The sequence below is a fragment of the Klenkia sesuvii genome, from assembly GCF_037083825.1.
GTDB classification, from domain to species: domain Bacteria; phylum Actinomycetota; class Actinomycetes; order Mycobacteriales; family Geodermatophilaceae; genus Klenkia; species Klenkia sesuvii.
In genome coordinates this window covers 259065-285051 of record NZ_JBAPLU010000003.1, presented here as the reverse complement: position 1 = coordinate 285051, position 25987 = coordinate 259065, and the positions used below count along the sequence as shown (strand labels likewise).

Annotated in this window: 27 protein-coding genes; 12 read left to right on the top strand and 15 right to left on the bottom strand. The window is 75.7% G+C overall.

The window, feature by feature from the left end; all coding sequences use genetic code 11:
• Positions 1 to 316: 316 nt before the first annotated feature.
• Both pknB and TEK04_RS04885 read right to left on the bottom strand, forming a co-directional pair.
• The gene (gene pknB / locus TEK04_RS04890) at positions 317 to 2296 is read right to left on the bottom strand and encodes a Stk1 family PASTA domain-containing Ser/Thr kinase (protein WP_336403193.1); all 1980 of its coding nucleotides are present in this window, start codon (positions 2294 to 2296) and stop codon (positions 317 to 319) included.
• 72 nt (positions 2297 to 2368) lie between these two features.
• Entirely contained in the window at positions 2369 to 3502 is a 1134-nt protein-coding gene (locus TEK04_RS04885) for an alpha-hydroxy acid oxidase (protein ID WP_336403192.1), read from the bottom strand.
• Positions 3503 to 3524: 22 nt separating this feature from the next.
• Between TEK04_RS04885 and TEK04_RS04880 the strand changes: the two genes are divergently transcribed.
• A complete protein-coding gene (locus TEK04_RS04880) occupies positions 3525 to 3848 on the top strand; it encodes an Rv2175c family DNA-binding protein (protein WP_336403191.1) in 324 nt (107 codons plus the stop codon).
• Here the strand turns inward: TEK04_RS04880 and TEK04_RS04875 are convergent.
• The 3 genes from TEK04_RS04875 to TEK04_RS04865 are packed head-to-tail and all read right to left on the bottom strand — an operon-like array spanning position 3817 to position 7348.
• Entirely contained in the window at positions 3817 to 4752 is a 936-nt protein-coding gene (locus tag TEK04_RS04875; RefSeq protein WP_336403190.1) for a phytoene/squalene synthase family protein, read from the bottom strand. The two genes, TEK04_RS04880 and TEK04_RS04875, sit on opposite strands and share 32 nt — an antisense overlap.
• Complete coding sequence (gene crtI / locus TEK04_RS04870) at positions 4749 to 6218, bottom strand: phytoene desaturase family protein (RefSeq protein WP_336403189.1); 1470 nt, start codon at positions 6216 to 6218, stop codon at positions 4749 to 4751. The genes TEK04_RS04875 and crtI overlap by 4 nt, the downstream gene beginning before the upstream one ends.
• Positions 6215 to 7348 carry a polyprenyl synthetase family protein gene (locus TEK04_RS04865; RefSeq protein ID WP_336403188.1) on the bottom strand — a complete coding sequence of 378 codons (1134 nt, stop codon included), beginning with the start codon at positions 7346 to 7348 and terminating at the stop codon, positions 6215 to 6217. Before TEK04_RS04865 ends, crtI begins: the two co-directional genes overlap by 4 nt.
• A 102-nt stretch (positions 7349 to 7450) precedes the next feature.
• Here TEK04_RS04865 and metF point away from each other — a divergent pair, with 102 nt between their 5' ends.
• The gene (metF, locus tag TEK04_RS04860; RefSeq protein ID WP_336403187.1) at positions 7451 to 8359 is read left to right on the top strand and encodes a methylenetetrahydrofolate reductase [NAD(P)H]; all 909 of its coding nucleotides are present in this window, start codon (positions 7451 to 7453) and stop codon (positions 8357 to 8359) included.
• Here the strand turns inward: metF and TEK04_RS04855 are convergent.
• Entirely contained in the window at positions 8317 to 8952 is a 636-nt protein-coding gene (locus tag TEK04_RS04855; RefSeq protein ID WP_336403186.1) for a hypothetical protein, read from the bottom strand. The two genes, metF and TEK04_RS04855, sit on opposite strands and share 43 nt — an antisense overlap.
• Before the next feature lie 51 nt (positions 8953 to 9003).
• Here TEK04_RS04855 and TEK04_RS04850 point away from each other — a divergent pair, with 51 nt between their 5' ends.
• The 6 genes from TEK04_RS04850 to asnB all read left to right on the top strand — a co-directional run bounded on the left by TEK04_RS04850 (position 9004) and on the right by asnB (position 15220).
• Positions 9004 to 9477: a heme-degrading domain-containing protein gene (locus TEK04_RS04850; protein WP_336403185.1), complete on the top strand. Its 474-nt coding sequence runs from the start codon at positions 9004 to 9006 to the stop codon at positions 9475 to 9477.
• Between the two features lie 78 nt (positions 9478 to 9555).
• Complete coding sequence (locus tag TEK04_RS04845) at positions 9556 to 10668, top strand: transcriptional regulator (protein WP_336403184.1); 1113 nt, start codon at positions 9556 to 9558, stop codon at positions 10666 to 10668.
• Entirely contained in the window at positions 10665 to 11612 is a 948-nt protein-coding gene (locus TEK04_RS04840; protein ID WP_336403183.1) for an ABC transporter ATP-binding protein, read from the top strand. Before TEK04_RS04845 ends, TEK04_RS04840 begins: the two co-directional genes overlap by 4 nt.
• Entirely contained in the window at positions 11609 to 12421 is an 813-nt protein-coding gene (locus TEK04_RS04835) for an ABC transporter permease (RefSeq protein WP_336403182.1), read from the top strand. Before TEK04_RS04840 ends, TEK04_RS04835 begins: the two co-directional genes overlap by 4 nt.
• A gap of 76 nt (positions 12422 to 12497) precedes the next feature.
• Positions 12498 to 13280, top strand: coding sequence for a hypothetical protein (locus tag TEK04_RS04830; protein ID WP_336403181.1), 783 nt, complete (start codon positions 12498 to 12500; stop codon positions 13278 to 13280).
• Between the two features lie 92 nt (positions 13281 to 13372).
• Entirely contained in the window at positions 13373 to 15220 is a 1848-nt protein-coding gene (gene asnB / locus TEK04_RS04825) for an asparagine synthase (glutamine-hydrolyzing) (RefSeq protein WP_336403180.1), read from the top strand.
• A gap of 4 nt (positions 15221 to 15224) precedes the next feature.
• On the opposite strand, the gene TEK04_RS04820 is transcribed toward asnB, so the two are convergent.
• On the bottom strand, positions 15225 to 16031 hold the full coding sequence (locus tag TEK04_RS04820) for a lipase family alpha/beta hydrolase (protein ID WP_336403179.1): 807 nt from the start codon (positions 16029 to 16031) through the stop codon (positions 15225 to 15227).
• 29 nt (positions 16032 to 16060) lie between these two features.
• Between TEK04_RS04820 and TEK04_RS04815 the strand changes: the two genes are divergently transcribed.
• Positions 16061 to 16726 (top strand): CDP-alcohol phosphatidyltransferase family protein, encoded by a 666-nt coding sequence (locus TEK04_RS04815; RefSeq protein ID WP_336403178.1) that lies wholly within the window; start codon positions 16061 to 16063, stop codon positions 16724 to 16726.
• A 101-nt stretch (positions 16727 to 16827) separates the two neighbouring features.
• Entirely contained in the window at positions 16828 to 17793 is a 966-nt protein-coding gene (locus TEK04_RS04810) for a carbohydrate kinase family protein (RefSeq protein WP_336403177.1), read from the top strand.
• A gap of 9 nt (positions 17794 to 17802) precedes the next feature.
• Here TEK04_RS04810 and TEK04_RS04805 read toward each other — a convergent pair whose 3' ends face one another.
• The 8 genes from TEK04_RS04805 to TEK04_RS04770 are packed head-to-tail and all read right to left on the bottom strand — an operon-like array spanning position 17803 to position 23778.
• Entirely contained in the window at positions 17803 to 18198 is a 396-nt protein-coding gene (locus TEK04_RS04805; protein ID WP_336403176.1) for a type II toxin-antitoxin system VapC family toxin, read from the bottom strand.
• Complete coding sequence (locus tag TEK04_RS04800) at positions 18195 to 18461, bottom strand: type II toxin-antitoxin system Phd/YefM family antitoxin (protein ID WP_336403175.1); 267 nt, start codon at positions 18459 to 18461, stop codon at positions 18195 to 18197. The genes TEK04_RS04805 and TEK04_RS04800 overlap by 4 nt, the downstream gene beginning before the upstream one ends.
• A gap of 19 nt (positions 18462 to 18480) precedes the next feature.
• Positions 18481 to 19125, bottom strand: a complete 645-nt coding sequence (locus TEK04_RS04795; protein WP_336403174.1) for a flavin reductase family protein — start codon at positions 19123 to 19125, stop codon at positions 18481 to 18483.
• Entirely contained in the window at positions 19122 to 20204 is a 1083-nt protein-coding gene (locus tag TEK04_RS04790) for a glycosyltransferase family 2 protein (RefSeq protein ID WP_336403173.1), read from the bottom strand. The genes TEK04_RS04795 and TEK04_RS04790 overlap by 4 nt, the downstream gene beginning before the upstream one ends.
• A 31-nt stretch (positions 20205 to 20235) precedes the next feature.
• A complete protein-coding gene (locus TEK04_RS04785; RefSeq protein WP_336403172.1) occupies positions 20236 to 21078 on the bottom strand; it encodes a carotenoid biosynthesis protein in 843 nt (280 codons plus the stop codon).
• Entirely contained in the window at positions 21075 to 22676 is a 1602-nt protein-coding gene (locus tag TEK04_RS04780; protein ID WP_336403171.1) for a phytoene desaturase family protein, read from the bottom strand. The genes TEK04_RS04785 and TEK04_RS04780 overlap by 4 nt, the downstream gene beginning before the upstream one ends.
• Entirely contained in the window at positions 22673 to 23239 is a 567-nt protein-coding gene (locus TEK04_RS04775) for a GNAT family N-acetyltransferase (protein WP_336403170.1), read from the bottom strand. Before TEK04_RS04775 ends, TEK04_RS04780 begins: the two co-directional genes overlap by 4 nt.
• 56 nt (positions 23240 to 23295) lie before the next feature.
• Positions 23296 to 23778, bottom strand: a complete 483-nt coding sequence (locus tag TEK04_RS04770; protein WP_336403169.1) for a YbaK/EbsC family protein — start codon at positions 23776 to 23778, stop codon at positions 23296 to 23298.
• Positions 23779 to 23908: 130 nt separating this feature from the next.
• On the opposite strand from TEK04_RS04770, the gene TEK04_RS04765 reads away from it, so the two are divergent.
• Together TEK04_RS04765 and TEK04_RS04760 are read left to right on the top strand one after the other, a co-directional pair.
• On the top strand, positions 23909 to 25057 hold the full coding sequence (locus TEK04_RS04765) for a Fic family protein (RefSeq protein ID WP_336403168.1): 1149 nt from the start codon (positions 23909 to 23911) through the stop codon (positions 25055 to 25057).
• Positions 25058 to 25087: 30 nt separating this feature from the next.
• On the top strand, positions 25088 to 25696 hold the full coding sequence (locus TEK04_RS04760; RefSeq protein WP_336403167.1) for a hypothetical protein: 609 nt from the start codon (positions 25088 to 25090) through the stop codon (positions 25694 to 25696).
• Positions 25697 to 25987: the final 291 nt, after the last annotated feature.

Sequence of the window (25987 nt, the reverse complement as noted above, 5' to 3'; positions counted from 1 at the left end):
CAACACGGTGTTCATGCAGGTCAGGGCGACGTCGGAACCGGGCGGTCGGACGTCGGCGGGCCCGCTCGGGTGCGCTCGGGTCGGACAGGCGGCCGTGGCGCGCAGTCCGCGCAGCAGCGCGATGTCCCCGGGTGGTGGTCGAACGCGTCGACGTGGGGCGCGAGGCCAACGACGGTCGCCGGGCCGGGGGAGCACACGATGACCAGGTACGGGGTGTGGATGGACGAGGGCACCCCTCGCTCCGCGCAGCCGGCGGGGCCGCCGGTGGCCAGCCCACCCTTCACCGGTACGTGCGCACCGACGGCGCCCGGCCCGGTCACAGGAAGCTGAGCAGCACCGACACCGTGGTGCCTTGGTCCACCGTCTGGCCGGCGGCCGGGCTCTGCCGCACCACGCGGTCCCCGGTGATGAAGGTGCTGGAGGTGACCTGCAACCCGGCGTCCTCGAGCGCCGCGGTGGCGTCGGCCAGGCTCTTGCCGGTGACGTCGGGGACGACCACCTGCACCTTGCCCTGGGACACGGTGAGGGTGACGGTCTGCCCGTAGGGCTGGGTGCCGGAGGGGGACACGCCCATGACCTGGCCCGCCGGCACGTCGTTGCTGCGGCCCTCGGCCAGCCGGACGAGGAAGCCCTGCTCCTCGAGCTGGGCCTGTGCCTCGTCGGGGTCGGCGCCCACGAGGTCGGGGACCTCGGCCGTGGCCGGCCCGACCGCGACGGTCAGGGTGACGGTGTCGCCGCGGCGCAGCTCGGTGCCCGGCGCGGGGTCGACCGACATGACGGAGCCGACGGCGACGTCGTCGCTGCGGCCGTCGGCCCGCACCACCTCGAGGTCACCGCCCAGCGCCTGGACGGCGGCGGAGGCCTCCTCGTAGGGCAGGCCGACCAGGGCGCCGTCGACGGTGAACCGCTCAGGCCCCCGGGACACCACCAGCTCGACGTCGCTGCCGATGATGATCCGCGCGCCGTCGGTGGGGTCCGCGGAGATCACCGTGCCGGCGGGGACGTCCTCGCTGAACTCCTCGGTGACCACGGGGTCGAGGTCGGCCTCCTGCAGGTAGCCGATCGCCTGCTGCTGGCCCTGACCCGACACGGCCGGCACCTCGGTCCAGCGTCCCGACCCCAGCCACCAGCCGACCGCCCCCACGGTCACCGCCAGCAGCAGCACGATCGTGACGGCGAAGCGCACCCGGCGACGGCGGATGTGCTCGGGCACCCCGACCCGCGGCAGCGGACGGGCCGTGGTCTGGTGGGGTGGCGGACGCCGACCGCCGACCGCGCCCGTGGGGGGCATCGGCACCAGGGCGGTGCGGCCCCCGCCGCGGTGCGGGGGGATGACCTCGGTCCGCGGATCGGTGCCCGGGCGGGCGGACGAGGGCCGGTTCACCGGGCGCAGGGTGTCGGTGGCCGGGGCGGCGCGTCCGGTGGGCACCGGGGTGCGGCCCAGGCCGAGGTCGCGGTGCAGCTGCTCGAGCTCGGCGAGGAACGCCCCGGCGTCCAGCGGCCGGGCACCGGGGTCGCGCCGCGTGGTGCGCCCGACCAGCTCGTCGACCTGCCAGGGCACCGACGGCGTCTCCGCCGAGGGGGGCGGGACGTCGTGGTGCACGTGCTGGTAGGCCACCGCCAGCGGGGTGTCCCCGGCGTAGGGCGGGTGGCCGGTGAGCAGCTCGTAGAGGACGACGCCGGCGGCGTAGACGTCGGAGCGGGCGTCGGAGCGGCCCCGCTCGAGCTGCTCGGGGGAGAGGTAGGCGACGGTGCCGATGAGCACCCCGCCGGTGTGGCTGGTGTGCCCGGTGCCGGCCACGGCCCGGGCGAGCCCGAAGTCGGCCACCTTGACCTGGCCCGACGTGGAGATCAGCACGTTCTCGGGCTTGATGTCGCGGTGCACGATGCCGGCCCGGTGCGCCGCGGTCAACCCGGCCAGCACCGGTTCCAGGACGGCGAAGGCCTCGCCGACGGTGAGCCGGCCGCGGGCCTGCAGCAGGTCGCGCAGCGTCCGGCCGCGCACCAGCTCCATCACCAGGTAGACCAGGCCCTGGTCGCTGCCCTGGTCGCTGACGCCGACGACGTTGGGGTGGCTGAGCATCGCCGCGGCCCGGGCCTCGCGGATGAACCGGTCGACGAAGGCCGGGTCGTGCGCCAGGTGCTCGACCATCACCTTCACCGCGACCTCGCGGTGCAGCCGCAGGTCGGTGGCGGCGTAGACGGTGGACATGCCGCCGCGCGCGATCCGTTCCTCGAGCCGGTAGCGCCCCTCCAGGACCAGCCCCAGCACGGGGTCGGTCACGGCGGTGTCCACGGTGGCGAGCATACGAGCGCAGGCCAGCACCCCGGCCGAACGACGCGGGCCGCCTGCGTCACTGCCGGCCTGTCACCGGGGCGGCCAGCCGGCCCGCACGAGCAGGTCGGGGCCGGTGTCGGCGGGTCCGGCGGCACCGCAGAGCAGCAGGGCGTGCGCCAGTTCGGCCGATACGCCGGCCAGCACCTCGGCGACCCCGTCGGCCCCACCGGTGGCCAGGCCCCACACCACCGGCCGCCCGAGGAACACCGCCCGCGCCCCGAGTGCGAGGGCCACCAGGGCGTCGACGCCGCTGCGCACGCCGCCGTCGACGTAGACCTCGACGTCGGTGCCGTCGGGCGCGGGCTCGCCACGCACCGCGTCGACCACCTCGGGCAGGGCATGGGCACTGGGGACGACGAGATCGGCCTGGCGGCCGCCGTGCGTGGAGACCCAGACCGCCGACGCCCCGGCCCGCACGCAGGCGACCGCGTCGTCCCCGCGCAGCACGCCCTTGACCACCACGGGCAGCCCGCTGAGCTCGGCGAAGCGGCCGATGTCGGCGGTCGTCCAGGGCGGTCCGGGCTCCGGCGCGGCCGACCCGGGGCCGGGCTGGTTGGCCATCCGCAGCCCCGCGGGCAGGGCGAAGTCGTGCCGCAGGTCGCGTCGGCGCCGGCCCAGGACGGGCAGGTCGACGGTGAGCACCAGGGCGCGGTAACCCGCGTCGCCGGCCCGGCGGGCGAGGTCGTCGGTGTGCCCGGGGGAGTGCTGGCGGTACAGCTGGAACCAGGACGGCGACCCCGCGGCCGCCGCCGCGACCTCCTCGACCGAGCGGGTGGCGCTGGTGGAGACGGTCATGAGGGCGCCGACGGCGGCGGCGGCCCGGGCGGTGGCCAGCTCGCCGTCGGGGTGGGCCATGCCCTGGTAGGCCCAGGGGGCCACGCCGACCGGGGTGCGCACGGGGCTGCCCAGCAGCGTCGTGCCCAGGTCCGCGCGGTCCACCCCACGGAGGACGCGGGGCCGCAACCGCCACGACCGCCACGCCTGCGGCGCCTCGGCGAGGGTCACCTCGGCCCCGGCCCCGCCGGCGTAGTAGTCGAAGACCTCCGGCGCGAGGGACGTGCGGGCCCGGGCCTCGAGGAGGTCGAGGTCGAGGTAGGGGGGCGCGGCGTCGGTGGGTCGGGGCTGCTCGTCGGGCCCGCGGCGCCGCTGGGTCAGACCGGTCACCTCACCCACCTAAACTCATCGGGTGGAGTTCTACACCCCCCAAGAGGTCGCGAAGCTGATCGGCGTCTCGCCCAACCGCGTGCGTCAGCTGGTCAACGACGGCAAGCTCCTGGCCCTGCCCGGCAGCGGGCGCAGCAAGATCCCGGTCGACGTAATCCAGGACGGCGAGGTGCTGCGGCACCTGCCCGGCCTGCTGACCCTGCTCGGCGACGGCGGGTTCTCCGAGCAGGAGGCCTTCGACTGGTTGTTCCGGGAGGACGAGTCGCTGCCCGGCACCCCGATCCAGGCGCTGCGCGACGACCGGCACACCGAGGTCACCCGACGGGCGCAGGCCCTCGCCTTCTGACCGCGACCCGGGCGCGGGCGACCTGCGCCCCGGTGAGCCGCCGGGCGAACACGGCCAGGCGGCGGGGCTTGCCCACCGTCACGCGGCCGTCCAGCACCCGGTAGTCGGCCTTCTCGATCTCCCGCAGGATCCCGCCGTAGAGGTCGGTGGCCGCGCGCACGCAGTCCCGCGACTCCGGCGCGAGCATCGGGGTGCCGGGGGCGGCGTCGTCGTACCGGCGCCGCACGACGTCGACCATCTCGCGCATGAGCGCGGTGAACCCGGGGGTGTGCCGGCGCTCGGCCAGCTGCTCCCGGGTGACCCCGTGCGCGGCCATCAGGTCCGCGGGCAGGTAGACCCGGCCGCGGTCGACGTCCTCGGCGACGTCGCGGAGGAAGTTGGTCAGCTGGAAGGCCTCGCCCAGCGCGATGGCGTGCGGGGCGGCCTCTTCGCGGCTGACCCCGCGGGCCGTGCCGAGGACCGGGAGCACCTGCAGCCCGATGACCGACGCCGAGCCCCACATGTACCGGTCGAGCGCATCGAGGTTCGCGTACCCGACGACGTCGAGGTCGCTGGTCATGGCGGCCAGGAAGTCGACGAGGTGCTCGCGGGGGATGTCGTAGCGGCGCACGGTGTCGGCCAGCGCCAGCCGCACGGGGTCGGTCGACGTCCCGGTCTCGACGGCGCGCAGCGCATCCTGCGACCAGGCCAGCAGCTCGGCCTCGGGGTCGCGGCCGGGCTGGTCGGCGCCGACGTCGACGATGTCGTCGGCCACGCGCGCCGCGGCGTACAGCGCGTGGATGGCCTGCCGGCGGTCGGGGGTGAGCAGCCGGGTGGCCAGGAAGTAGCTCTTGCCGTGCTCGGCGGCGATCGCCCGGCAGCGGGCGTAGGCGGCGGTGAGCTCGGGGGTCATCGGTGCGCTCACCCCGTGATCCGCTGTGCCGCGAGCCGGCCGCTGACCAGCACCATCGGGACGCCGACGCCCGGCTGCACGCTCGACCCGGCCAGCACGACGTTCTCGGGCCCGCCGCGGGGGTAGGTCGAGGGCCGGAACGGTCCGGTCTGGGCGAAGGTGTGCGCCAGCGCGAACGGGGTGCCGGCGGCCATGCCCTGGGCGGCCCAGTCGGTGGGGGTGAGCACCTCCTCGACCTCGATCGAGCCGGTGAGCCCGGTCCAGCCGCGGGCCTCCATGGTCTGCAGCACCTCGTCGCGGTAGCGCGGCCCCAGCGTCGGCCAGTCGATGCCCGGGGCGAGGTCGAGGTTCGGGGTGGGCGCCACGATGCTGATCACCTGGCCGCCGTCGGGGGCGAGGCTGCGGTCGGTCGCGCTGGGCATCGAGATGAGCAGGCTGGGGTCGCTCATGGGCCGTCCGGTGACGGTCAGCTCGTCGAAGACCTGGCGCCACGAGTCGCCGAAGCTGATCGTGTGGTGCGCCCGGTCGGCGAACTCCTGGCGCACCCCGACGTGGATGGCCACGCAGCTGGGGGAGTAGGTGGGGCGCACCCGCCGCCGGCGGGAGGGGACGAGCGACTCGGGACGGTCGACGGTCACCACGACGGCGTCGGCGGGCAGCAGCTCGCCGTCGTCGAGCCGGACGCCGACGGCTCGGCCGTCGCGCAGGTCGAGGGAGGCCGCGCCGGTGTCGTAGCGGAACACCACCCCGGCGTCGGCGGCAGCGGCGGCCAGGGCCGCGGGCACCGCGTGGATGCCGCCGACCGGGTGCCACACGCCCTTGCCGATGTCGAGCTCGGCGATGATGGCGTAGGCGGCGATGGCCCGGAACGGCGAGACGCCGGCGTACAGCGCCTGGAAGCTGAACAGCCGGCGCAGCCGGTCGTCGGTCAGCCGGCGGTCGACGTGCGGGGCCAGCCGGCCGAAGCCGCCCCGGCGGGCCAGCTCGAGCACCGGGCGCCCGACCAGGTCGAGCGGGGAGTCGAGGTTGCGGTCGATGAAGACGTCCCACTGCAGGCGGTCGAGGTCGCGGATGTGCTGCAGGTAGGCCAGCACCTCCTCGCCGGCGCCGGGCCCGCAGACCCGCTCGGCCTCGGCGGCGAAGGCGGCCGGGTCGGCGTGCACGTCGATGGTCGAGCCGTCGGCGTACTGGGCGCGGTAGGTGGTCTCCAGCGGCAGCAGCTCGAGGCGGTCCTCCAGCGACTCGCCGACGCAGGCCAGCGCGTCGCGGATCAGCCCGGGCGCGGTGAGCACCGAGGGGCCGGTGTCCAGGGCGTAGCCGCCGCGCTCGACCCGGCCGGCGCGGCCACCGGGGCCGGGGCCGCGTTCGACGACGGTGACCTCGCGACCGGCGCCGCGCAGCCGGAGCGCAGCGGACAGGCCGGCCAGGCCGGCGCCGACGACCACGACGCGGTCGGTGCGCCCGGGGACGGTCCTCACGTGGTGCGGGTGGTCGCGGCGACGGCCAGCGCGTCGAGCGCGGTGCGGGCGTCGTCGAGGACGGGGGCCTCGGCGATGGCCTCGCGGGCGGCTGCGGTCTGCGTGGTGATGCGGTCCTCCACCTGCTCGACCGCGCCGGACCGGCGCATCAGGTCGCGGACGGCGTCGAGGTCGCCGGCCGAGGAGCCGGCGTCGCCCAGCACCCGGCGCAGCAGCGCCCGGCCCTCGGCGTCGGCCGCCGCCTCGGTGAGGGCGACCAGGAGGGTCTGCTTGCCCTCGCGGAGGTCCTCGTCGGCGGACTTGCCGGTGACCTGGGGGTCGCCGAACACGCCCAGGACGTCGTCGCGCAGCTGGAAGGCCTCGCCCAGCGGCAACGCGATGGCGGTGTAGGCCTCGACCACCTCGGGGCCGGCGTCGGCGATGGCCGCGCCCAGGTGCAGCGGCCGCTGCACGGTGTAGCCGGCGCTCTTGTAGCGGGCGACCTTGAGCGCACCCCCGGGCCCGGGCAGGCCACCGGCGGCCCGGAGGAGGTCGAGGTACTGCCCTGCGGTGACCTCGGTGCGCATGGTGTCCCACACCGGCCGGGCCCGCACCAGTGCCTCGGCCGAGATGCCCGACCGGCGCAGCAGCTCGTCGGACCACACCAGGGCCAGGTCGCCGACGAGGATGGCCGCTCCGGTGCCGAAGAGGGCGGGGTCGCCGTCCAGGCCGAGCTCGGTGTGCCGGTCGGCGAAGCCCACGTGGGTGGCCGGGCGACCGCGGCGGGTGGTGGCCTCGTCCATGACGTCGTCGTGCACCAGGGCGCTGCCGTGCACGAACTCCAGCGCGGCGACGGCCCGCAGCACGGCGGTGTCGTCCTCGGGGTGGGCGGTGGAGACGGCGCGCCACCCCCAGTAGGCGAAGGCCGGCCGCAACCGCTTGCCGCCCTCGGCGACCGCGCGCACCTCCTCGAGCACGGGCACGAGCGCGTCGTCCATCCCGGCGAGCACGGCCCGCTTCTCGGCCAGGAACGCGTCGAGGGTGTCGCTGACCGTCGTGCGGAGCCGGTCCAGGTCGGCGGCGCGGAGGGAAACCGCCTGGTCAGCGCTGTTTGCGCTGGTTGATGGAGTCGCTTCGGTCCCTGCGGTCACCCTGCGAGTATGCCCGGACCCGGTGGCTCGTACCTGTCGTGATCACGAGCGCCACCGCGGCCCCACGCCGATCGGGCGTCGCGCGCCGTACTCTTGCCGCCCGTGACCGGCACCGTGCGCGACCTGCTCGACCAGGCCCGACCCACCTGGTCGTTCGAGTTCTTCCCCCCGAAGAACGAGGCCGGGCAGGACCAGCTGTGGACGGCGCTGCGCGAGCTGGAGCGGCTGGCCCCCTCGTTCGTGTCGGTGACCTACGGCGCCGGCGGCTCGACGCGCGAGGGCACCCTGGCGGTCACCGAGCGCATCGCGACCGACACCACGATGCTGCCGCTGGCCCACCTGACCGCCGTCGACCACTCGGTGACCGAGCTGCGCAACGTCGTCAGCCGGCTGGCCGCGGCCGGGGTGCGCAACATCATGGCGCTGCGCGGTGACCCGCCGGGCGCGGACCCGCAGGCCGAGTGGACCGCCCACCCCGAGGGTCTGCGCTACGCCGCCGAGCTGGTCGAGCTGGTGAAGTCCATCGGTGACTTCGGCGTCGGCGTGGCTGCCTTCCCCGAGTCCCACCCCCGGTCACCGGACCCCGAGACCGACGCGGACATGTTCGTGGCCAAGTGCCGCGCGGGTGCCGACTTCGCCATCACCCAGATGTTCTTCCGGGTCGAGGACTACCTGCGGCTGCGCGACCGGGTGGCGGCCCGCGGCTGCGACGTCCCCGTGCTGGCCGGCGTGATGCCGGTGACCAGCTACAAGCAGATCGCCCGCATCGTGCAGCTGTCGGGCCAGGCCTTCCCGGCCGACCTCGACGCCCGGTTCGCCGCCGTCGACGGCGAGACGCCCGAGGCCAAGCGGGCCCAGCGCGACCTCGGCGTCGACGTGGCCACCGACATGTGCGCGACCCTGCTGGCCGAGGGCGTGCCGGGCATCCACTTCATCACCATGAACCGCTCGACGGCGACCCGTGAGGTCTACGCGCGACTGGCGTCGCTGAGCACCGCGTCGGCCTCCTGAGCCGCACGGCGCAGCGCCACGCGCTCGGCGCGGTACCCACCCACCACGCCCACCACCGGCAGGTTGGACAGCGCCCGCGCACCCAGCTTGCCCTTGGGGCGGGCGTCGAGCGCGTCGTCGATGCGCGAGAGCAGCCGGGCCACCCGCCACAGCGTGCGGGCCGCCCCGGCGGCGCCGCGCCGCCGCTCGCGCTCGCCCAGGACGTCCTCGGCGTAGGCACCCTTCTGCCTGGTCAGGAGGGGGGACACCTGCTCGGGGGTGAGCGGTCGGTCCAGCAGCACGGCCGCGAGCAGCGCCACCCGGCGGGCCGGCTCGGTCACCTCGTGCTCGGCGGCGACGCCGAGCACCACCAGCGACTGCATCGCGGCGCCCACCCCGTTCTGCAGGGGGAGCAGGTCGGCGAGCTTGCCGGCGAACCGGGGCGCGGCCGACCCGACGGCGACGACCCGGCTCACCGTGCCGGCCCACCAGTCGGCCCGCTCGGCGGCGGGCACCGTGCCGGGGCGGTCGAGCCGGGCCACCACGGGGGCCCAGAGCCGGTCGACCCGGCGGAGGACGTCGACCACGACGGCGTCGGAGACGGGGGCTGCCACGGGCACGACGCTAACGGCGTCGCGAGGACCCCGCTCTGCGACGATCGGCGGGTGACCGACGACATCGCCTCCCTGATCGCGCAGGTGGAGGACCAGGAACGCCGGCTGGTGCTCGGCAGCTTCACCCACGACGACGCCTGGCGGCTGGGCACCCTGCTGGTCGAGCTCGCCCGCGCCCGCGGCCTGCCGGTCACGGTGGACCTCACCCGGGGCCAGCAGCAGCTCTTCCACGCCGCGCTGCCCGGCACCGCCGCGCACAACGACGTCTGGATCGCCCGCAAGGTGGCCACCGTGCGGGAGCTCGGGACGTCGTCCTTCCTGGCCGGGCTGCGTGCGCGGGCCGGCGGGGAGGTGTTCGAGGACGCCCCGTGGATCGACGCCGCCCGCCTGGCCGGCCACGGCGGCGCCTTCCCGATCACGGTCGAGGGGGTGGGGGTCGTCGGGACGGTGACCGTGTCGGGGCTGCCGCAGGCCGAGGACCACGCGCTCGCCGTCGAGGCGCTGGAGCTGTTCCTGGCGGGCTGACCTGTGGGCACCCTGTGACCGGCGCCCGGGGGCGGCGGCACGGCGGCGGCACGGCGTCGTCCCGACGTACGGTGGGTCGTGGTCCGACGGGGGTGGCGCTGGGCCGTGGTGGCCCTCGGGCTCGCCGTCCTCGTCTCCCTCCCGGCCCTGGTCGCCGCGCTCCCGGCCGACGACCGGGACCTCTCCGCCGCCGACCTGCGGGCCCGGGTGGTGGCCAGCGACGACGTCGCCTTCTCCGGCTACGCCATCTCCACCGGCGGGCTGACCCTGCCGGTGTCCGACGCACTGACCGGTGTCGCCGACCTGCTGTCGGACCAGACCGCGCTGCGGGCCTGGTACCGCGGGCCCGAGGACTGGCGGGTGGACGTCGTCACCCCCACCGGCGAGACCGGCACCCACCGCGACGCGTCGGGCACCTGGACCTGGGACTACGCCGACCAGCGCGCCAGCCGCGGCGACGACCCCCCGCTGGCGCTGCCCTCCGCGCCGGACCTGCTGCCCAGCGCGCTGGGGCGCCGGCTGCTCTCGGAGGCCACCGACGCCGAGCTCAGCCGGATCGCCCCGGCCCGGGTGGCCGGCGTGGACGCCGTGGGCCTGCGCTACGCCCCGGCCGACGCCGCGGCGTCGGTGTCGGCCGTCGACGTCTGGGTCGACCCAGCCACCGGCCTCCCGCTGCGGGTGGTGGTGCGCGGCGCCGACACCTCCGTACCGGCGCTGGACACCCGCTTCCTCGACCTCGACCTGTCGGCCCCGGCCGCGTCGACGACCGTGTTCACCCGGCCCCCGGGCGCCGACATCACCGCCGACCGCGACCTGCGGGACGTCGACTCCGCGGTCGGGGGACAGGGCCGGCAGGAGCGGGCCGACCTGCCCGGCACCGTGGCCGACCTGTCGCGTCGCACCTTCGACGGGGTGCCCGAGGAGGTCGGCGTGTACGGCTCGGGCATCACCGTGCTGGCCGTCGGCGCGCTGCCTGGCCGGGCGGCCGGTTCGCTGCGCGCCCAGCTGGCCCGCACCCCCGGCGCCGTCGTCGACGACCTGGGCGTGCGCATCGCTGCCGGGCCGCTGTCGCTGATGGTCGCCGGCACCAGCACCCGGGACGGCGGCAGCGGCACCTACCTGCTCGCCGGCACGGTCACCCTCGACGCGCTGGCCACCGCCGCGCGCCAGATCCAGGAGGCAGGCCGTTGACCGGCTCGGACACCGTCATCGCCACCCACGGGTTGCGCAAGGTCTACGGCAGCGGGCGGGGGGCGGTGCGGGCGGTCGACGGCATCGACCTCGACGTCCGGGCCGGCGACGTCTACGGCTTCCTCGGTGCCAACGGCTCGGGCAAGACCACCACGGTGCGCATGCTGCTGGGCCTGGTGCTGCCCACCGCCGGCACGGTCGAGGTGCTCGGCCGGCCCATCCCGGGGGCCGCGCGCGAGGTGCTGCCCCAGGTCGGCGCCCTCATCGAGCACCCGGCCGCCTACGGGCACCTCTCCGCGACGGCGAACCTGTCGCTGTTCGACGCCGCCGGCCCGGGCGGGGCCCGGCGCACCCGGCGCGCGCGGATCGCCGAGGTGCTCGACCAGGTAGGCCTCGGCGGGGTGGGCAAGCGGCCGGTGCGCGGGTTCTCCCTCGGCATGCGCCAGCGGCTCGGCCTGGCCGGGGCGCTGCTGCGCCGTCCGGCGCTGCTCGTGCTCGACGAGCCGACCAACGGGCTGGACCCGCAGGGCATCCACGAGATCCGCACCCTGCTGCTGGACCTCAACCGCACCGGGACGACGGTCTTCCTCTCCAGCCACCTGCTGGCCGAGATCGAGCAGCTGGCCACCCGCGTCGGGGTGCTCGACCGGGGCCGCGTGGTGCTGCAGGACGACCTGGCCACCCTGACCGCGCCCACCGGCGCCACCGTGGTCGACACGCCCCGGGCGGGCCGGGCCCGCGAGGTGCTGGGGGACCGGGTGCTGTCGGGCGCCGGCGACCGGCTGGTGGTGAGAGGCAGCGAACCGGCCGAGGTGAACGCGGTGCTGGTCGGGGCCGGTGTGCCCGTGCACGGGCTCGCGCTGCAGCGCCCCACCCTGGAGGAGGTCGTGCTCGCCGCGGCGGCCGGCTCGGGTGACCGGGTCCAGGCCGGGGTGGCCGCGTGATCGCCGTCGAGCTGCGCAAGCTGTTCCGCCGGCCGCGCACCTGGATCACCATCGCGCTGCTGAACAGCCTGCCGGTCCTGGTGGCCGTGCTGCTGGAGCTCACCGACCTGGCGCCGCGACCGGGGGAGGGGCCGGCGTTCCTGTCCGCCGTCCTCACCAACGGCACGCTCTTCCCGCTGGCCGCACTGGCGATCGTGCTGCCGCTGTTCCTGCCGATCGCCGTCGCGGTGGTGGCCGGGGACGCGGTGGCCGGCGAGGCGCAGGGCGGCACGCTGCGCTACCTGCTGGCCCGCCCGGCCGGCCGCACCCGGCTGCTGGTGGCCAAGCTGGTCGCGGTCATCGCGTTCGTGCTGGTCACGGTGCTCGTCGTGGCCGCGGTCGGCTACCTGGTGGGGACGACGCTCTTCGAGGTGCAGTCGGTCGGGGCCACCACGGCGCTGTCGGGCAGCACCCTCAGCCCCGAGCAGGTCGCCTGGCGCACGGTGCTCTCGATCGGCTACGTCACCGTCTCGATGCTGGGGGTCGCGGCGTTCGCGCTGTTCTTCTCCACGCTGACCGACTCGCCCCAGCTGGCGACGCTCGGCGCGCTGGCGGTGCTCATCGGCTCGTCGCTGCTGTTCACCCTCGACGCGGCGTCGTCCATCGCCCCCTACCTGCCCACCCGCTACTGGCTGAGCTTCGTCGACTTCTTCCGCGACCCGATCCTGTGGCGGGACGTGCTGCGCGGGCTGGGGCTGCAGGCGGTCTACGTCGTGGTGCTGCTGGGCGCCGCGTGGGCCAACTTCACGACGAAGGACGTCACCTCGTGAGGATCTCGGCGTGCCTGCTGCGCGGTGCCGCCGGGGAGTGCGCAGCCGGCACGCCGGGACGACCTACGGTCAGGACGTGCGGATCAGCCCGGTGGAGCTCGACGGCGTCGTGGCGGGGGACATCGACCTCGCGTTCCGGCGGTGGGACCGGCCGCGGGTGCTGGTCGGCACCCGCATGCGCACCCGCGTGGGGCTGGTCGAGGTCACCTCGGTCGACGAGGTCGACCCCGACACCCTGACCGAGGACGACGCCCGCCGCGCCGGCGCCCGCGACCTCGCCGCCCTGCAGCGCGGGCTGGCGGCCGACCCCGACCGGCCGGTGTTCCGGGTGGGCGTCCGCTTCGCCGGTGAGGACCCGCGGGCCGTGCTGCGGCGCACCCCGCCCACCGCCGAGGAGGTGGCCGCGCTGCGGGCCCGGCTCGACCGGCTGGACCGTGCGTCGTCCGTCGGGCCGTGGACGGCGGCCACGCTGGCGATCATCGACGCCCACCCCGAGCGCCGGGCCCCAGAGCTGGCCGAGGAGCTGGGCCGCCCCACCCCGGAGTTCAAGCGCGACGTGCGCAAGCTCAAGGAGCTGGGGCTCACCGAGTCCCTCGACATCGGCTACCGGCTCTCGACCCGCGGCGCGGCGGTGGTCGACGCAGCGCTGCGCGCGGCGGGGCAGCCGGTGCCCGAGCGGGCCGCGCCGCCGGCCGGCACCCCGCTGCCCAGCCTGGGCGCGCCGGCCACCCGGGCGCTGCGGGCCGCCGGGCTCACCACGTTGGAGGCGGTGGCCGCCGTCCCGGAGGCCGACCTGCTCGCGCTGCACGGGGTGGGCCCGATCGCGGTGACCCGCCTCCGCACCGCGCTGGGGCGCTGAACCGGGGAGTTCTCTGTGAACCGGAGTTGCACCTACCCGCGACCGGGGGTAGCAAGAAGTTGCCGATAGCAACCACTTCTGGAGGGTGCGACATGTGCGGAATCGCGGGCTGGGTCTCCTTCGACGACGACCTGCGGCAGCAGCGGGCCACGGCGCAGGCGATGGTCGACACGATGGCCTGCCGGGGCCCCGACGACGAGGGTCTCTACCTGCGCCGGCACGTCGCGCTGGGGCACCGGCGGCTCGCCGTCATCGACGTCGCGCACGGCCGCCAGCCGATGGCGCTCTCGTCGTCGGGTGCGCTGGGCGCCGGGCCCGAGGCCGACCGGGTGGCCGACGACGAGCTGGCCATCGTGTACTCCGGTGAGGTCTACGACGCACCGGAGCACCGGGCGGCGCTGGGCGGCCGCTTCGACACCGCCAGCGACACCGAGGTCGTGCTGCGGGCCCACCGCGCCGGCCTGGGCCGCGACCCGCGCGAGGTGGTCGCCGGCTTCAACGGCATGTTCGCCTACGCCCTCTGGGACGCCCGCCGCGAGGAGCTGCTGCTCGTCCGCGACCGGCTCGGCGTCAAGCCGCTCTACTACCACCCGACCCCGGGCGGCGTGCTCTTCGGCTCGGAGCCCAAGGCGGTGCTGGCCCACCCCGCCGTCCGCCGCGTGGTCGACGCCGCCGGGCTGCGGCAGGTGTTCGGCATGGTGGCCGACCCCGCGCACACCCCGTTCGCCGGGCTGCGCGAGGTGCCGCCCGGCCACGTCGTCCGGGTGAGCCGCGCCGGCGTCCAGGAGCTGCGCTACTGGCAGCTGGAGTCCACGCCGCACACCGACGACGTCGACGCCACGGTGGCCCGGGTGCGGGAGATCCTCGACGACACGGCCCGCCGGCAGCTCGTCGCCGACGTCCCGCTCTGCACGCTGCTGTCCGGCGGCCTGGACTCCTCGGCGCTGACCGCGCTGGCCGCCCGGCAGCTGGCCGAGGCCGGCCAGGGTCCGGTGCGCTCGTTCTCCGTCGACTTCGCCGGCAACGACACCGACTTCGTGCCCGACGAGGTGCGCGCCACCCCCGACGCCCCCTACGTGCGCGACGTGGCCGCCCACGTGGCCAGCGACCACACCGACGTCGTCCTGGACGACGGTCGGCTGCTGGACGACACGGCCCGCGACGCCGTGCTGCGGGCCCGGGACATCCCGGGCATGGGCGAGATCGACACCTCGCTGTACCTGCTCTTCGGTGCGGTGCGGGCCAGCTCGACGGTGGCCCTGTCCGGCGAGAGCGCCGACGAGGTCTTCGGCGGGTACATCGACTTCCACGACCCGGCCGCGGTCGGGGCGGGCACCTTCCCGTGGCTGGCCGGGCGCATGGTCGGGGGCACCCATCCCGGTGACCTGCTGCACGAGCGGGTGGCCAAGGAGCTCGACCTGCGCGGGCACGTCGACGACGCCTACCGGCGGACCATGGCCGAGGTGCCACGGCTGCCCGGCGAGACCGGCCACGACGCGCGGATGCGCGAGGTCTCCTACGCCTACCTGACCCGGTTCCTGCCCGTGCTGCTCGACCGCAAGGACCGCATGAGCATGGCGGTGGGCCTGGAGGTGCGGGTGCCCTTCTGCGACCACCGGCTGGTGCAGTACGTCTTCAACACCCCCTGGCACCTCAAGACCTTCGACGGCCGGGAGAAGAGCCTGCTGCGGGCGGCCACCGCCGACCTGCTGCCGCGCTCGGTGGTGGAGCGGGTCAAGAGCCCCTACCCCTCGACCCAGGACCCGCGGTACGGCGCGGGCATCGCCGACCGCTTCGCCGCGCTCGCCGCCGACCACGGCGCACCGCTGGCCGACCTGGTCGACCTCGACGCCGGCCGGGACGCGCCGCGGATGGTGCAGGACCGGTTGCTGTTCGTCGACCGCTGGCTGCGCGAGTACGACGTGGACGTCCAGCTGTAGGTCGTCAGGACGACAGGCGGGCGCAGTCGGCCGGGCCCAGGTCGACCGGCTGCCCCGCTGCCAGCTCGGCGAGCACCATGCCCTGCACCAGGGGGTCGGTGGGCAGCTGACCGTGGGCCACGGTGCTGTCGGCGCACACCGACTGCACGGTGATGTTGAGCGCGCCGTCGAGCTCGGCGGACGACGGCGGGGTGACCGTCTGGTCGTCGTCGGTCCAGATCGACACCCAGGTGGGGCCGGTCGGCGTCTCGTCCCCGGCGTTCAGCCGGCGCAGCAGCTCGCTGCCGGTGGTCAGCTGCTGGCAGGCCTGCGGGCACTGGTCGGGGGCCAGCGAGGAGCCGAGGTCGGCGATCGTCGTCCCGTGGTGCGGGGAGCCCAGGGTGAGCACGCGGCGGGCCTGCGCGGCGCCGCCGTCGGCGGCCCACAGCCGGGCGACCACCCCGCCGGCGGAGTACCCGACCACGTCCACGCTGGTGGCCCCGGTGCGGGCCAGCGCGAGGTCGACGGCGTCGCCCAGGACGTCGGCCGCGGCCCCCAGGTCGCCGGTGCCCGCACCGGGCAGCGGGACGACGGCGGCGTCCCGCCCGGCCGCGGTCAGCACGTCGGCCAGCTGTTGCAACCCCGTCGTGGACCCGCCGTAGCCGGGGACCAGCAGCACCGGGCCCGGGTCGCCCTGGCTGACCGGCTCCTCGGTGGTCGTCGCCAGCCGGGGGACCACGACCGCGGCGACGACGGCGACCACGCCCACCACGAGCGCGGCCAGTGCGGCGAGCAGGAGTCGGCGGCGGGCGGGGGCGAGGCCGGCGAGCATTCCTCCACTGTCCCTGGTGAACTGGGCGCGTGCCGCCGTACCTGTCCCGGGAGGAGTACTTCACGGCCTGGGCGCAGTGGCACGGCGGCACCGACCCGCGGCGCTCCCCGGTCGTGCAGGGCTGGCTGACCCTCGCGCACACCCTGGCCCGGCCGCTGGCCGGGACGTCGCCGCTGGTCGCGACCCTGGTGGGGTTGGCGGTCGCCGGCGCCGCCGTCGCGCCGGCCGCGGCCGGGGGGCCGTGGCTGCTGCTGGCCGGTGCGCTGGTGGGTGCCTCGGGGCTGCTGGACTCCCTCGACGGCGCGCTGGCCATCGCCGGTGGCCGGGCGACCCGCCGGGGGTACGTGCTCGACTCCGCCGTCGACCGGCTCACCGAGGTCGGCTACGCGACGGCGCTGTGGGTCGCCGGCGCCCCCGGTTGGCTGGCCGTGGTCTTCGGCGCCCTGTGCTGGTTCCCCGACTACCTGCGGGCCCGGGCCGGGCAGGCCGGCGTCGACGAGACCGGCGCCATCTCGGTGTGGGAGCGGCCGGCCCGGGTGGCCGTGGTCGCGATGACCCTCGTCGGTGCCGGGGTGGTGAGCGGCGCCGCCGGGCTGGCGGAGCTGGTCGTGCTGCTCGGCGCGGCCGCCGGGGCGCTCCTCGGCGCGGTCGGCAGCGGGCAGTTGGCGGTGCAGCTCCGTCGCGCCCTGGGGTGAACCGGGCCGTTACGCTCGGGTGAACCCTGGGCGACCCCGAGCCCGAACGCGGGTTCGTACCCTCGCCGTCGAACCCCTGGAGCCCCACCGTGCCCGTCGTCGTGACCGGTTCGATCGCCACCGACCACCTGATGACCTTCCCGGGCAAGTTCGCCGAGCAGTTCGTCGAGGGCCAGATGGCGAACGTGTCGCTGTCGTTCCTGGTCGACGACCTCGTGCAGCACCGCGGTGGTGCCGGGGCGAACATGGCCTACGGGATGGGCCTGCTCGGCCTCTCGCCGGTGCTGGTCGGGTCGGTCGGCTCGGACTTCGACGACTACGAGGCCTGGTTGCAGCGGCACGGGGTGGACACCCGCTCGATCCGGTGGTCGGAGGTCAAGCACACCGCCCGGTTCACCTGCACCACCGACGCCACGAACAACCAGATCGCGTCGTTCTACTCCGGTGCCATGGCCGAGGCCTCCCAGATCGAGCTCGCCCCGGTGGCTGCCCGGGTCGGGGCACCCGACCTGGTGGTGGTGGGCCCCAACGACCCGACCGCGATGGTGCGGCACACCGAGGAGTGCCGCGAGCGCGGCTACCCGTTCCTGGCCGACCCGTCCCAGCAGCTGGCCTGGGCCGACGGCGAGATGATCCGCACCCTGGTGCGCGACGCCGACCTGCTGTTCACCAACGAGTACGAGGCGGCCCTGCTCAAGCAGAAGACCGGCTGGAGCCACGAGGAGGTGCTCGACGAGGTCGGCACCTGGGTCATCACCCGCGCGGCGAAGGGGGTCCGCGTGGAGGGCCGCGACGCCGAGCCGATCGAGGTCATCGCCGTCCCCGAGACCAAGCCGGTCGAGCCCACCGGCGGTGGTGACGCCCTGCGTGCCGGGTTCGTCGCCGCCCGGCAGTGGGGGCTGGGCATCGAGCGCGCCACCCAGGTGGGCTCGGCGGTGGCCACCGCCGCCGTCGAGGTCATCGGCACCCAGGAGTACGACCTGCCCCGGGGCTCGTTCCTGGAGCGCTTCGCCTCCGCCTTCGGTGCCGACGCCGCCGACGAGGTGGCCCCGCACCTGCCGGGCTGATGGCGGGCCTCAGGGCCGAGGTGCGACCACGACCATGCCCGCGGCGACTGCGGCGGCCGCCAGTTCGGCGTCGTAGGTGATCAGGTGGGTGGCACCCAGCCGCAGTGCGACGGCGAGGTGCACCGCGTCCTGCGATCGGAGCCGACCCGGGAGGGTGGGCGCGGTCAGCAGGTCCCCGCGGGTCACGTCCACGAGCGACACGTTGGCCAGCACGGTCTGCACGATGGCCACCTCGATGTCGCCGGGGTGGCGTCGTGCGGCACAATGCAGCTCGGTGTGCAGGAGCCAGGCAGCGAGCAGTGGACCGTCGGACGCACTCCGCACGAGTTCCTCGGCAAGGGCTGCCGACTCGGGCTCCTCGACGAGCAGCTTCATCGCCGCCGACGTGTCCAGGTAGGCGATCACCAGCGGCCGCGGGTGTCGGCGAGGATCTCGGCCGTCGTGAGCGATGACCGGCTCCGGGGTAGGGACCGGAGGTCCGCGATGTCACCCGTGGCCCGGCGGAGCTGGCCGCGCTCCTCCAGGTCGCGGAGCACGTCGACCGGGGGAGGCGAGATGACGGCGGCCACGACGCCGTTGTTGGTCACCTGGATGGTCTCGCCGGCGGCGACGGCGCGCAGGATCTCGCCGCTGTTGTTCCGCATCTCGCGATGGGTCACGGTGCGCATGTAGCACACCGTAGCACTTCTACCCGCGCAGCGCCTCGCCGATCGAGGGGTCGGCCTGCCAGTCGGCGAAGGGGATCCGGCGGATCTCCTTCAGCTCGCCGATGGTCGACCACTCGTTGCCGCCCAGGCGGGCCAGCGGCCGCAGGCCCTCGATGCGGGGCCGGCCCTCGCGCACCGCGGCGGCGTGTGCGCTGACGTGCACCACCCGGCCGAACACGATCGTCGAGTCGCCGAGGGACAGCGTCGAGTGCAGCGTGCACTCCAGCGTCACCGGGCTCGCGGCGACCCGCTTGACGCCCACCACGTCGCTGTCCTCGAGCACCACACCGGTGTGCTCGGCCTCGTCGTGGTCGGGCGGGAAGTCGGTGCTGGTCGCGTTGACCTGCTCGAAGAGCTCCTCGGGGGTCACGCTGATGGTGAACTCACCGGTCGCCTCGACGTTGGTCAGGCTGTCCTTGCGGCCCACGCTGGTGAACTGCACGACCGGCGGGTCCACGCAGGCCACGGTGTAGAAGGAGTGCGGGGCCAGGTTGTGCACGCCGTCGACCGAGCGGGTGCCCACCCAGGCGATCGGGCGGGGGACGACGACGGAGTTGAGCACCCGGTAGAAGGCCTTGGGGTCCATCTCGGCGGGGTCGAAGGTGGTGCGCTCGTGTGCGGTCACCCGGTCAGTGTGCGGCCCCGCCAGCGCAGCGTCCCACGGTGGTGGCCGAGCACCGACCGGACCAGCAGCACGTCCAGCGCCAGCACGCCCAGCGGGTGGGTGAGGCTGTCGGGCCACACCCGGCCGCCCGTGCGCCGCGCGGTCGCCGCCCGGCCGGCCACGCCGGCGAGGTAGCCCACCAACCCCGCCCGTCCGCCGGCCAGCGGGGGCAGCACCCACACCGCCGCCAGCGCGGCCCCGGCGACGATGCTGCCCGCCGGGGACCCGCCCAGGGCCGACCACAGCGACTTCTCGTACCCGGCGGCGAGCTCGGCAGCGCCGGCGTACATGCGGGTGCGGGCCGAGGCCGACCCGTCGACCACGACACCGCGACCACCCGACCGCTTCACCGCCCGCAGCAGGGCGATGTCCTCGAGCACCTCGCCACGCACCGCCCCGTGGCCGCCGGCCCGCTCGTAGGCCACCCGCCGGACGACGAGGAACTGGCCGTTCGCCGCCGCCATCGACGGCCGACCGGGCCCCTCGGCCAACCGCAGCGGGAGGGTGGTGGCCCACAGCCACTGCTGCAGCGGCTGCACCAACCGCTCGACGGGCGTGACCGCCAGCTGCCGGGGCCAGGGCGACACCAGGTCGAGGCGGTGGGCGTCGAGCAGGGCGACCGCGCCGGCCACGGCGTGCGGGGCCAGCCGCACGTCGGCGTCGACGAACACCAGCACGTCGACGTCGTCGGCCTCGGCGGCGCCCCGCGCGCAGGCGTTCGGTTTGCCCAGCCACCCCGGGGGCGGCGGAGGTGCGGCCAGCACGCGCGCGCCGTGCGCGGCGGCCACGGCGGCGGTGCCGTCGGTGGAGCCGTCGTCGACGACCACGACGTCGAGGCGGGGGACACCGGTCTGCCCGGTCAGCGCATCGAGGCAGGGACCCAGCTGGTGGGCCTCGTCGCGCGCCGGGACGACCACCCGCACCCGCGCGGCGGTGGCCGGCGGGTCCGCCGGTGGGGTGCGCAGCAACCGGGCGTTGACGGCGGCGTGCACCGCCCCGGCCACCGCGGCACCCGCGAGCACCCCCTGCACCCGCCGCACCCGCCGCCTTCCTCGCGCCGTCATGTGGTGCTCAGGACCCAGAACCGGGCTGGAGCGGGTCCTGGGCGTCGTGCGACGGCCCCCGGGCGGCGGGTGTGCTGGTGGGGGGGACCTGCCGGCGGTGGTGCAGCGCGAGGGCGACCAGGACCGGAGCGCTCACCACGACGCCCCAGACCGCAGACCCGGGCAGGTCCAGCCAGACGGCGTGGGCCAGTGCGCCACCGAGCACCATCCAGGCCAGCGCCACCAGCGGCGCGTGGTCGTCCAGCGCCGCCGGCTGCCCGGCCACCAGCAGGTCGAGCGCGGTCATGAGCACCACCCCGGCCAGGAGCCAGCCGGCGAGGTTGGTCAACGGCACCGTGTCGATGCCGGGCAGGCCGGGGGAGGGGTGCGCCCACGTCCAGTACCCGGCCTGCACGAGCTGGGGGTCCAGGACGACGTCCCACGCGGCGAACACGGAGGCGGCCACGGCGACCCGCCCCGCGCGGGGGCCCGGCACCAGCCGCGCGGCCAGCAACCAGCTGGGCCACACCATCATCAGCCAGGCCAGCGGCACCAGGAACGGGACGCCCAGCAGCGTCGGGCCCAGGGTGTCGCTGTAGGTGTAGCTGCCGTAGGGGAACCCGGTGGCCAGGCCCACCGACTCGAACACCACCGACGCCAGCACGGTGAGCCCGGCGACGGTCGCCCCGGTGCGCCACCCGCGGGACAGCCCCGCGTGCAGCACGGTCAGCGCCGAGCCCAGCAGCACGATGGTCCAGCTGACCGCGTCGCGGGCCCCGCCGTCGACGAGCGGGTAGGCGATCGCGGTGCCCAGCAGGGCGGCGGTTAGGGCCCAGGGCACCCGGGCCGCCGCGGACGGGATCGAGCTCACCGGCGCAGAAGGCGGCTCAGCGCGCGCACCCGGTCTCCGCGGTCGGCCAGCACGGTGCGGGCCGCCGTCCGGCCGCTGTTGCCGCTGACGCCGCCGCCGGGATGGGTGGAGGCGCCGGCGAGGTAGAGCCCGGAGAGCCCCGGTACCCGGTGGCCGGACAGCGCAGGCGTGGGCCGGAAGGCGAACATGGAGGCCAGCGACATCTCCACGTGCATCACGTTGCCGCGGGGCAGCCGCAGCTCGCGCTCCAGCTCGAGGGGAGTCTGGATGTACAGCCGCTGCACCGAGTCGGCGAACCCGGGTGCGAACCGGTCGACGGCGTCGACCAGGCGGGCGGCCTCGGCCTCGGCGATCGCGTCCCAACCGCGGCCTTCGCCGAGGGTGTAGGGGTACCACTGGCCCCAGATGGTGACCACGTGCTGGCCGGGCGGGGCGAGGGTGTCGTCGCTGGCGGAGAAGCTCATCGCCAGCGGCACCGGCTCGCGGGGCAGGTCCCCGGCCTGCCAGTCGCCGTGCGCGCGGGCCAGCACCGCACGGTCGGTGCACAGCAGTTGCAGTCCCTGCAACGAGTCGGCCGGGTCGACGCCGGGGTAGGCCGGCAGCGCGTCGGTCAGGCAGCGGACGACGAGGCCGAAGCCGTTGCCCAGCGGGGGATCGGCGTCGCGCAGCGCGGGGGGCGCGTGCTCGCCGGCGATGGCGCGGGTGGCCCCCACGTGGCAGGCGGCGACCACGGTGCCGGCCGCGATGCGCCGTCCGGACTGCAGGACGACGCCGGTGACCCGACCGTCGCCGACCAGGAGCGAGGCGGCGCCGTCGCCGAGGGTGACCCGACCGCCGTGGGCCTCGAGCTTGCGCCGGAGCGCCGCGGTCAACCCGCCGGAACCGCCGACCGGGTGACCGGGCGGGGTGGTGTGCAGCAGGGCCGCCCAGCCGACCATGGCCGCCGTCCCTGGTTCGGACATGGGCGGCCCGGACTGCGCGCCGAACCAGGCCAGCGCCGCCTTGAGCCGCTCGCTGGTGAACCACTTGTCCAGCAGCGCGTCGCCCGAGCCGAGGAAGTCGGTGGCGAGCTCGCCGCCGGAGGTGCGGGCGCGGCCCTTCGCGGGGGCACCCAACGGCCACAGGTGCCGCGCCAACCGGCCGGGGCTGGGCCGGTCGCCGAAGGCCCGCACGATGCGCTCGCTGCGCGGTCCCCACACCTCGACGAAGCGCCGGTAGGCCGTGGCGTCGGCGGACCCGCAGGCGGCCTCGATCGAGGCGCAGGTGGCGTCCAGGTCGACGGAGAAGACCAGCGGCCGGCCGTCGGGGCCGTCGCAGCCCGGCTGGGGGGCCGGGGCGAAGCCCCACGGGTCGCAGTCGACGTAGCGCAGGCCGTGGTCGGCCAGGCCCAGCTCCTCGACGATGCCCGAGTGCCGCACGATCACGTGCGCGCTGGAACCGCGGTCGACCCGCACCCCGGGCCAGCGCTCGACGGTGGAGACCGCACCGCCGAGGACCTCGTCGGCCTCCACGACCTCGACCTGCAGGCCCGCGACGGCCAGGTGGCAGGCGGCGACCAGCCCGTTGTGCCCGGAACCGACGACGACGGCGTCGGTCACGTGGCCGGGGACCCGATCGGCAAGCGGGCGCCGAGGATGGCGAAGGGACGGGCGTCGCCGGGGAAGTGGTGGTTGCGGGCCAGGTCGACGAAGCCGTCGGCCCGGTAGAGCCGGAAGGCCTTGGTGTCGGCGTCGGGTGTGGACAGCAGGGCGGCCGGGTGCGGCAGGTCGCGCACCAGGGCGTGCAGCAGCTGCCGACCCAGGCCCTGGCTCTGGTGGTCGGGGTCGACGTGCAGTTCGCAGACCTCGAACCCGCCGGGCAGCCAGCGCTTGGCCGTGCGCCGGTCCAGGGCGTGCTTGACCTGGTCGTGCCACCACTGCCCGGGTGCCACCAGGTAGCCGTAGCCGAACCCGACCAGGTGCTCGCCGTCCGGCCCGCCGGCGAAGGCCCCGACGGCGCGGAACCCGGGGCGGTCGGTGTGCTGGACGGCGTAGCCGTACCGGCCGGCCACGACCGACTCTCCGTACCCCATGGCGCGGCCGTAGATCGCGAGCGCCTCGTGCAGGTGCTCGCGCATCCACGCGGTGGGCAGCTCGGTCACCCGGGTGGTCGGTGCACTCATGCGGCGCGCTCCATGGGGTGATCCTCCCACCGGTGCGCCCATCCGGTCAGCCGGCGTCAGCCCGCATCGACCTCGGCCGCGGTGCCGGCGGTGATGCGCAGCAGCTCGTCGTAGGTCGTCGGGAAGACGGTGTGCGGGTGCCCGGCGGCGGCCCACACCTGCGGGTGCCGGGCCAGGGTGATGTCGACCACGGTGCCGATCGGCTCGGGGTGCCCGACCGGCGCGACCCCGCCGATGGCCTGCCCGGTGTGCTCGCGCACGAAGGCGGCGCTCGCCTTGGTGAGCTCCGGGACGCCGAGCAGCGCGGCCACCTTGGCGGTGTCGACGCGGTGCGCGCCGCTGGTGAGCACCAGCACCGGGTTCCCGTCGACCTCGAACACCAGGCTGCTGGCGATGGCCCCCACCTCGACCCCGAGGGCGTCGGCGGCCTGCTGCGCGGTGCGGGCGCTCTCGGTCAGGTGCTGCACCTCACCGGTCGCCCCCGCGTCCCGCAGGACGCGCTGCACGTGGGCCACCATCGGGTGCTCGGTCGACGTCACGACGTGATCGTCGCACCATCACCGACGTGCGCCAGTGCCCACCTCTTGTTCGCACTTCGGCGGCAACTGCGAATACGATGGGCGGGTGTTCGCAGATGGGGAGGGGTGGCCCGCGCTCGGGAGCCGTGAGGTGCCGTGGCGCCCTGGGTTGCCCGACGACGTGGTGCCCCGTGCCGTCCGGCTCCGGCACGCCGGCCCCTACCGCGCCGCGGTCGTGCCGACCATCAACGGGCGCACGCCGCAGGTGTCCCGCGACGTGCTGCGGGGCGCGGAGGACGCTGCCGCGGAGATCGCCCGCTTCGACACCCGCATGGGTGCCGAGGTGGCCCCGTTCGCCGCGGTGCTGCTGCGCACCGAGTCGGCGTCCTCCTCACGCATCGAGCAGCTGACCTCGGGGGCCCGCGCGATCGCCGTCGCCGAGCTCGGCTCGCCCTCGACGCGCAACGCCGAGGCCGTGGTGGGGAACGTCGCCGCGATGCAGGCCGCGCTCGACCTCGCCGACGCGCCCAGCCCGGCGGCCGTGCTGGCCATGCACCACGCCTTGCTGCACGACACGGAGCCGGCGATCGCCGGCCGGTGGCGCAGCGAGCAGGTATGGGTCGGCGGCACCTCCTACGGCCCGCACGAGGCCGAGTACGTCGCCCCGGTCGCCGCCGACGTCCCCGACCTGGTCGCCGACCTCACCCAGTTCGCCGTGCGCACCGACCTCGCGCCGCTGGTGCTGGCGGCCGTGGCGCACGCGCAGTTCGAGACCATCCACCCGTTCCCCGACGGCAACGGCCGCACCGGCCGCGCGCTGGTGCACTGCCTGCTCCGCCACCACGGCGTCACGCGGGCGGTGACGGTCCCGGTGTCGGCCGGCCTGCTCGTCGACGTCGCGGGCTACTTCGACGCGCTGACCGCCTACCGGCAGGGCGACCTCGACCCCGTCGTCGGGGCGTTCACCCGGGGCACCCTGGCCGCCATCACGAACGCCACCGAGCTGGTCGAGCAGCTGCGCGCCGTGCGGGCGGGCTGGGGCGACGTCGTCCGGGCGCGCTCGGACGCCACCGCGTGGCGGCTGGCCGACCTGCTGGTCCGCCAGCCGGTGGTCGACGCCGCGGCGGTCGTGCGCGAGCTCGGCGTGCCCGCGCAGAACGTCCCTCGGGCCATCGCCCCCCTCGAGGCGGCCGGCGTCGTCAGCGAGTTCACCGGCCGGCGCCGCAACCGCATGTGGCAGGCCCGCGAGGTGCTCGATGCGCTCGACGCCTTCGCGGCCCGGGCCGGCCGGCGCCGTTGACCCTCGGCCGCGGTCGGGCAGACTCGCCCCATGCAGTCGCACACCTCCAGTGCCCGGGACGGCGACGACGACGCCGGGTCGGCCGTCCGGCAGCCGCCGAGCTGGGAGCCCCCGGACAACGAGGTCCCGGCTGGGGTGCCGTCGGTCGGACTGCTGGCCCGCACCGACGACGTCGCCATCAGCTGGGTCGGGGCCCAGGTCTACTCCACCGGGGTCGCCTTCGACCTCGTGATCACCGCGCGCACGTCGATCGACGCGCTGCACGAGCACGTGTTCGGCGGCCGCCGGGGGCGGGGCCTGCTGCTCGGCATCGAGTTCGCCGACGGGCGCCGGGGCACCCTGCACGGCGAGGGGGACGTGGTGCTGCACGGTCGGGGCGGGAGCGGTGGCAACCGCAGCGTGCACCAGTCCTACTGGCTGAACCCGGTGCCGCCCCCCGGGCCGCTGACCGTCGTCGTCCTCGCCCCGGGCCTGGGCGTCGCGGAGACACGTACGGAGCTCGACGGCGGGGCCTTCGCCGCCGCAGTGCCCGACGTCCGGGAGCTCTGGCCCTGGGTCCCCGAGGAGGCCGACCCGGGCCTCGCCGAGCCCGAGCTCGACCTCCCTGCGGACAGCTGGTTCAGCGGACCCCGGGCCTGAGCCGACGGATGAACGGGCTGGCCAGCGCCGGCTGGCCACGAACATCGGGATGAAGGCCCGGACGCGCCGGCGCTCGGTGCGGTCGACCCGAACACTGTGCAGCAGCAGGGCGAAGCAGCCCATCGACACCACCGCGCGCACCCAGACGACGGCCCGTGCGCGGTGCCCACCGCCGGCCATCGACGGAAGTGTCGGTGGGCCGTGGTGTGCTCCCTCCGTCCGGGGGAACACGTGTTCGAGCCCCGGCTTGACGGCCGGGTGCGGACATGGTGTTCTCGTCGTGTTCGAACG

Coding starts and splice junctions, on each gene's coding strand:
- asnB (WP_336403180.1), top strand. CDS start 13,373: ATGTGCGGAATCGCGGGCTGGGTCTCCTTCGACGACGACCTGCGGCAG.
- TEK04_RS04820 (WP_336403179.1), bottom strand. CDS start 16,031: ATGCTCGCCGGCCTCGCCCCCGCCCGCCGCCGACTCCTGCTCGCCGCA.
- TEK04_RS04800 (WP_336403175.1), bottom strand. CDS start 18,461: ATGCGCACCGTGACCCATCGCGAGATGCGGAACAACAGCGGCGAGATC.
- TEK04_RS04775 (WP_336403170.1), bottom strand. CDS start 23,239: ATGAGTGCACCGACCACCCGGGTGACCGAGCTGCCCACCGCGTGGATG.
- TEK04_RS04760 (WP_336403167.1), top strand. CDS start 25,088: ATGCAGTCGCACACCTCCAGTGCCCGGGACGGCGACGACGACGCCGGG.